We start from the raw sequence: 6,937 nt of genomic DNA, 5'->3' as shown, positions 1-6,937 counted from the left end.
ATTCCATTCAAGTATTGGGTATAAAAAACCTATGAATGTTTATCTGGATTACGTACAACATTATGAACAAATAGCAGCTTAATTTTAAGCAACATTACCAAGTACATTGTTCATATATTTTGTCTTGATTTTTCAGGCCATTATATTTTAACTAATAAATATATGTGGTTTAAGCTTAAGGATAATCAAGAGAGTCAATCATTAATAGATAGTGAATTAATTAAACAAATAAAAGAAATGTTAGAAAGAGGGTATCTATCGTTTATTTCAAAACTTAAAGATTTAGATGATATAATACCATTATTACATGAGGATGAGAAAACAAAACATAGTTGGAATATACCGTATACAGGGGGGCAGACAATAGAATTTTTAGCAATAATAAATTATATTTTAGGAAGAAAACAGGAGGCAATAAAAATAATAGAAAATTATCTTACTAAAATTCCAAAATTTGCTGAAACTCTAGAAGAATTAAAAGAACAAATGCAAAACAATACGCCTCATCCAGCAAATGTAAAATATCTTACACTTATGCCTAAAATTTAATCTATGCTTAAAGTATAAATACAGCAAATTTTTGAAATTAAAAGCTCGATTTATCTCGCTTTATGCTGGATTTCTGCTTCCGCAGGAATGACACCGAGCACTTTTTTCTTGAACCATTCAACAACGCCGGTCACACGAACTAGGCGACAGTGAGCGGTCACTCCTCACGTATGTCTATATACGCTGCGGTTCGAGGTGAAGTGTCTCCGGAGGGAACCCTCTCTAAACCCTCGTTTCCGAAAAGGTCTACTGAATTAATGATTCAAATTCTTTTACGACGGCTTGATAAAGTTTCCGTTTGAAAGGAATTATAATGGATAATAGCTCGTCAAGTGATGCCCAGCGCCATTGGTCGAATTCGGGATTAGGCATATTTATATTAATGTCTTCATTATTCCCGGTAAATCTAATTAGAAACCAGCGTTGTTTCTGCCCACGAAAATTACCGTTCCACAATTTAGGTATTAAAAAGCTTGGTACATCATAACTATACCAGCATTTGCTTTCAGCAATAATATATCCTTTATCGCTTCCTATTTCTTCTAACATCTCACGCATTGCTGCAATACTTGGAGTTTCGCCGGGAACTATCCCACCTTGCGGCATTTGCCATGCAGATATTTTTGTATCTATTCTTTTACCGACGAATATGTGGTTATCGGCATTTAATATCATCATGCCGACCCCTGGTCTATATGGTAAATCAAGATGTTTTTTGGAAGAATTTCTCATTATTTTTTTTACTTTAAAAAATCAATTATAATTTTACTACTTTATTTTTACCTGTTGTTTTAGCTTCATACATAGCTTTGTCAGCACGTTCAATGAAAGATTCTATTGATTCTTCTTTTTTATATTCCGTAACCCCGATTGAAATAGTTTTTTTTAAAGGTTCAATTTGATCTTCAATGGGAAAATCCATATATTCTATTTTAACTCTAACTCTCTCCGCAGTTTCAATCGCTTTAGAAATATCTATATCCGTTAAGAGTATAGTAAATTCTTCACCGCCGAATCTTGCTATTAAGTCTGTTACTCTGAGAGTATTCTTCAAAATACGGGATACAATTGTTAAAACCTTATCGCCTGCTTGATGACCGTAAGTATCGTTTACATGTTTAAAATTGTCGATATCGCACATAAGTAAATATAATTTTATACTTTCTTTATTAGCTTTCTCAATCATTTGTTTGAGGTGTATATCGAAATAGCGACGATTAAATAAGCCGGTTAAGCCGTCTTTGGCTGCTAAATTAACACTTTGTTCAAGATCATTACGTAAATTATCTTGATATTGCTTACGCCTTAATTGTGTTCTAATTCTAGCAAGCAATTCGCTTTCTTCTATAGGATAAACGAAATAATCATTAATACCGAGTTCAATACCTTTCACAACCAAAGGCATACCGTCTTCATCAATTTGTAAAATTATTACAACGCCGCTTATTTCTGCTTTGCCTCTTAAAATAACACTGATTCTTAAAGGATCTTCATTTTCGAGCGTACTACTGATAATTACTAAATCGGGTGTATATTCATTTATAATATCTAATTCATCGGAATTACTTATCACCTTTACGTTTTGGGTAATCTTAAGTAACATTTGTTTTATATTTTTAGCTTGTACTACATCATCATTAATTAGTAATATTTTTTTATCTGCAAAAGTGTCATGCATTTCAATATTTGTTACGCCTAATAATGCATTAGTGCTATTACGAAGCTTTAACTCATCAATTAAGCTTTTCATTCTAGATAGCGATTTAAGTCTTACAAATAAAGCAGTATCGTTAATAGGCTTTGTTAAAAACTCATCAGCTCCTGCTTCAAGACCTTTAACTCGATCATCAATATCGGAAAGTGCAGTTACCATTACAACCGGTATATGAGTAGTTTCCGAATTGGTTTTTATAATCTTACATACCTCAAATCCATCCATTTCCGGCATCATAACATCAAGTAGTATAATATCAATTTTTTCCTTTTTCAGAATTGCTAATGCTTCTTTGCCGCTATTTGCAGTAAGAACCGTATAATACTCTTTTAAAAGTTTGGCTGTTAGTAATTTAATATTGGTTTCTATATCGTCTACTACTAATATTGTGGTCATAAGATTAAATTCTTGTTTTTAAAGGAAATAATTTGTATATTTATACTTTAATTTTAAGTCTTAAATGTATAATATATGAAAATTTCAGCAAATTCAATTAGAACAGGTAACATATTAGTTTATAATAATGATTTATGGGTTGTAAGTAAAACGCCGGAACATACACAACCTGGGAAAGGTGGAGCTTATGTACAAGTTGAGATGAAAAATTTAAAAACAGGTACAAAGCGTAACGATAGATTCAGTTCTTCCGATTATTTAGAAAAAGCCGAACTTGAGCAAAAAGATTATCAATTTTTATATTTTGAAGGTGATGATTTAGTATTGATGGATACAAAACATTTTGATCAAATAAATGTTTCCAAGAAAATTTTAGAAGAAAAATTACCTTTCTTAACTGAAAATATGGTTGTTAAAGTCGAATTTTATAATGAAAAGCCTTTAAATATTGAGCTTCCTCCAACTGTTATACTTGAGATTAGTGAAACTGATCCGATAATAAAAGGAGCAACCGCTACTGCTTCTTATAAACCGGCAATTTTAACAAACGGCATTAAAGTTAAAGTGCCGCAATATTTAGAAATAGGAGAAAGAATTGTTGTTAAAACTGATGATATGACATATGTCGAGCGAGCGAAGTAAGCTGTTTTATTGAACTATGGATGTCGTTCCTAGGTAAAAACGACGTTGTTACATGGATCGAAAAGCACACTCGATGTCATTCCCGCGTAGGCGGGAATCCAGCATAAAGCAAGATAAATCGAGCTTTTAATTTCAAAAATTTGCTGTATTTATACTTTTTTCTGGATTCCCGCCTGCGCGGGAATGACATAAAATGAGCCATGCAACAACGCTTCTAAAAGCGTAAATGACACAATAAATTAACTATTAAAATCAAATGCAACCTATAACTAATTTATTAATTAATGCCCTGCGTAAAGCTGTTAAGTTTTTGCACAGAGATTTTTTAGAACTCGAAATGCTACAAAAAAATTCTGTAAGAAATGAAGAATTTTGTAGGCGATCTTATTTAAGATTAAAAACTTTATTATGTGAAGAATTACAAAAACATACACAAGATTTATTTTTTCCTGAAGATCAATTTGATTTAAATAATAATTATGAAAGTGTTTTTTTAGTGAATCCTATAGATAGTCCAAATAATTTCGCTAGAAGCATACCTTTTTTTGCGGTATCTATAACTTATTTAAAAAAAACTCAAGGAGCTTTATCTCCAAGTTCTACAGTAATATACTTCCCAGTTCTTAATGAAATTTATTATGCTGAAAAAGGTAAAGGAGCTTGGGTAGAAAAAAATAATTTAAACTCTAATGATCAAAGATTAAGACTTAGAGTCTCCGATAATGACGATTTAAAGAATTGTTTGGCAATTATTGAAGGTTTAAATTATGATAATTTGGAGGAGATAGATAATATTAGATCTTTTGGCTCTCCTTGCTACGGGGCTATGCTTGTAGCTTCAGGTAAAGCGGATTTAATATGTTTATCATTATTAAATTTTACGTTATATTATGCGTTTGAGCTTCTTATTAAGGAAGCAGGCGGGATAATTATAGATTCTAGCGATAAATTTATATATTCAAATCGCTATATTGCTAAGAGGCTATCAGTAAATAAATTTTAATTGATAATTAAAAAGATTTTATAGCGAAAATTAATAAGATTTTGGAAGGAATAGTAGTTCCTATTTCAAGAAAATCTTATAATTTGTAGTAAAAAAGCATTTAATTAGCTTTAAAATAATTCATGCAGTAGCCTCTTAGACAAGAAATTATTTTAGATTTGCATTTTTATTGTTAGAATATAATAATATTAATATAATTATTAATTCATAAAGTTATGGCACATTATAAAGAGTTTGAATTTGACTGCGATTTTGGTGGACAAAGAGCCAAGTTTAGGTTTTATATAGGTACGCCGCAAGAAGGGCATCATCCGCTGCAATTTCAAGCAAAATGGTTATCTGACGAAAGAGGCGGTACTATTCCTGATGAGGTTATGAAAGCAATATCACAGCTAAATGATCTTGCCAAAAAAAACGGTGTCCCGCTTCCGGATTTATGCGTATATGCTCTTGGTTCTGCTCAAGAAGCTCAAACTACCCCTCAAGAAGAAGATGAAGACGAGAATGAGAAGCAAGAAGATAAAGCCGAGCAGGCATAGTTAAAATAATAAGGAGATTCATAGAGATTAAAATGAAACAATATAATGATTTATTTAAAATTATTCACCGCGAGGGATATATATTCATTGCTAGTTTTGCATTAGTAAGCTTTTTATTGGCATCATTTAATGAAAAACTTGGTTGTATTGGGTTTATTGCCACTGCATGGTGTATTTACTTCTTTCGTAATCCCGATCGACATGTTCCTATAAACGATGATCTGGTAATAAGCCCTGCAGATGGAGTAATTCAAGAAATCAAAGAAGCATTGCCGCCGCCGGAATTAGGGCTTGGTGATGTGGAAATGATTAGAGTTAGTATTTTTCTAAATATTTTTAATGTTCATGTTAATAGAATTCCAGCAAACGGAAAAATTTTAGCACTTCATTATAATCCCGGAAAGTTTTTTAATGCTTCGCTTGATAAAGCCAGTGTTTATAATGAGCGTCAATCAGTATTAATGGAAACTGATCAAGGACAAAAAATTGTTTTTGTTCAAATAGCCGGACTTATAGCAAGGCGTATAGTTTGTGATTTAGAAGAGGGTAATGAAGTTAAAACGGGCGAGCGATACGGTATAATTCGTTTTGGTAGTAGAGTAGATGTTTATCTACCGTTGAAAACAGCTTTATTAGTGAGTAAAGGGCAGACTGCTATAGGCGGTGAAACTATCATTGCTGATTTTGGACGTAAAAAAACAGCAGAATTTAAGTTTGAGAGAAAGTAGTTACTCGTCATTGCGAGGAGAATTACAAGGTAATTTGTACGTCCGCAATCTCAGGAGTTTGTTTTATGAGATTGCCACGCTCCTTGCAGTCGCTCGCAATGACGTTTTTTATACCATACATTTTGAGTATTAAAATTGTTAAAAATTCGTAAGCCTATAATAACTAAGCCTGTACCTATAATAAAATTAATTCCCAACTTTATTACGTTGCTTGGGCTTGTAACCGGCATGAGTTCTATAAAATTTGCTTTAGATAGCAGATGGGAGCTTGCGGTATATTGCATTATAGTAGCAGCAATTATTGACGGTATCGATGGTAGAATAGCAAGGATGCTAAATGCAACCAGCCCATTTGGTGCAGAACTTGATTCATTATGCGATTTTGCTAATTTTGGTATAGCTCCTGCTTATCTAATATATTTATGGTCTTTTCAACAATATGAGTATAAAGTATTTTCATCAGCAGTAATGCTGTTATTTATAGTGTGTATGGCTTTGCGTTTAGCTCGCTTTAACGTTGGTATTTCTCAACCAAAACAAGATAAAAAAGCTGAATATTTTTTTACCGGTGTACCTGCTCCATGCGGTGCGTTACTCGCTTTAATGCCTGTAATGATAGATTTTGAAATCGGTACGCTATTAAATATCAATACCCGTACTCACACTATAACAATTAATATATATTTAGCTATTATAGCTTTTCTACTTGCTAGTAGACTCCCTACAATCTCAACAAAAAATTTAAGTATTAAACCTGAGTATTTATCCCTTGCAATGATTTTAGTTGCTATTGTTATTATAAATCTTATCATATATCCATGGTATTCAATGCCATTAATTGCAGTTATATATATTCTTTCTATACCAATTTGTTACTTTTTTAAACATAGAGGATACCTAGGTTCTGTGAAGGAAAATTAAATTAATCTATTTTTGCTCTTTTTTGCTACAAATTATAAGATTTTTTTGAAATAGGAACAACTATTACTGCAAAAATCTTATTAATTTTCACTCAAAAATATCTAAAAATACAAATAATTTAATTTTCCTTCACAAAACCTACAAAGTTAATTTTAAATCTAATTAGAATAACTTTGTAAGCACTCTTTAAACTTAATGCAAATTAATTATGTTGAATATCTCACAAATTATCCTAAAATATAAGCATCACCCATTCGCTAAATATATACTTAGTATAGTTCTAGTAATATTTATTTATTTTGGATATAGAATTTATGTTTGGGCAAATACACAATCCACGGATAATGCTTATATTGATGCAGATATTTCAAATGTTAGTGCTGAAGTTAGCGGTGTTTTAACTAATCTATCGGTAACCAATAATACTAAAGTTAGTAAAGGTGAT

At 31.6% G+C, this 6,937-nt stretch carries 8 protein-coding genes and 1 pseudogene; 7 read left to right on the top strand and 2 right to left on the bottom strand.

Translation table 11 applies throughout. The annotated features are described in order from the left end of the window. Positions 1–162 precede the first annotated feature (162 nt). Positions 163–549 carry a hypothetical protein gene (locus tag AC1Z7D_RS05260; RefSeq protein WP_482602597.1) on the top strand — a complete coding sequence of 129 codons (387 nt, stop codon included), beginning with the start codon at positions 163–165 and terminating at the stop codon, positions 547–549. A gap of 246 nt (positions 550–795) precedes the next feature. Here AC1Z7D_RS05260 and AC1Z7D_RS05255 read toward each other — a convergent pair whose 3' ends face one another. Beyond that, positions 796–1,281 (bottom strand): RNA pyrophosphohydrolase, encoded by a 486-nt coding sequence (locus AC1Z7D_RS05255; RefSeq protein ID WP_341786975.1) that lies wholly within the window; start codon positions 1,279–1,281, stop codon positions 796–798. Between the two features lie 25 nt (positions 1,282–1,306). Next, positions 1,307–2,659 (bottom strand): PleD family two-component system response regulator, encoded by a 1,353-nt coding sequence (locus AC1Z7D_RS05250; protein WP_482602595.1) that lies wholly within the window; start codon positions 2,657–2,659, stop codon positions 1,307–1,309. Between the two features lie 75 nt (positions 2,660–2,734). Between AC1Z7D_RS05250 and efp the strand changes: the two genes are divergently transcribed. The 6 genes and pseudogenes from efp to AC1Z7D_RS05220 all read left to right on the top strand — a co-directional run. Then, positions 2,735–3,301: an elongation factor P gene (gene efp, locus AC1Z7D_RS05245; protein WP_482602593.1), complete on the top strand. Its 567-nt coding sequence runs from the start codon at positions 2,735–2,737 to the stop codon at positions 3,299–3,301. A 256-nt stretch (positions 3,302–3,557) separates the two neighbouring features. Beyond that, positions 3,558–4,304 carry an inositol monophosphatase family protein gene (locus AC1Z7D_RS05240; RefSeq protein ID WP_482602591.1) on the top strand — a complete coding sequence of 249 codons (747 nt, stop codon included), beginning with the start codon at positions 3,558–3,560 and terminating at the stop codon, positions 4,302–4,304. A 215-nt stretch (positions 4,305–4,519) separates the two neighbouring features. Then, positions 4,520–4,843: a DUF2610 domain-containing protein gene (locus AC1Z7D_RS05235; RefSeq protein WP_482602589.1), complete on the top strand. Its 324-nt coding sequence runs from the start codon at positions 4,520–4,522 to the stop codon at positions 4,841–4,843. Between the two features lie 32 nt (positions 4,844–4,875). After that, positions 4,876–5,571 (top strand): phosphatidylserine decarboxylase, encoded by a 696-nt coding sequence (locus AC1Z7D_RS05230; protein WP_482602587.1) that lies wholly within the window; start codon positions 4,876–4,878, stop codon positions 5,569–5,571. Positions 5,572–5,706: 135 nt separating this feature from the next. After that, entirely contained in the window at positions 5,707–6,492 is a 786-nt protein-coding gene (gene pssA / locus AC1Z7D_RS05225; RefSeq protein ID WP_482602585.1) for a CDP-diacylglycerol--serine O-phosphatidyltransferase, read from the top strand. Between the two features lie 208 nt (positions 6,493–6,700). After that, positions 6,701–6,937 (top strand): annotated as a pseudogene (locus AC1Z7D_RS05220) (HlyD family secretion protein); the annotation flags it as partial.

Source organism: Rickettsia sp., assembly GCF_965035265.1.
The sequence above is the reverse complement of the archived record's forward strand: the minus strand, read 5'-3'. Positions and strand labels throughout refer to the sequence as shown.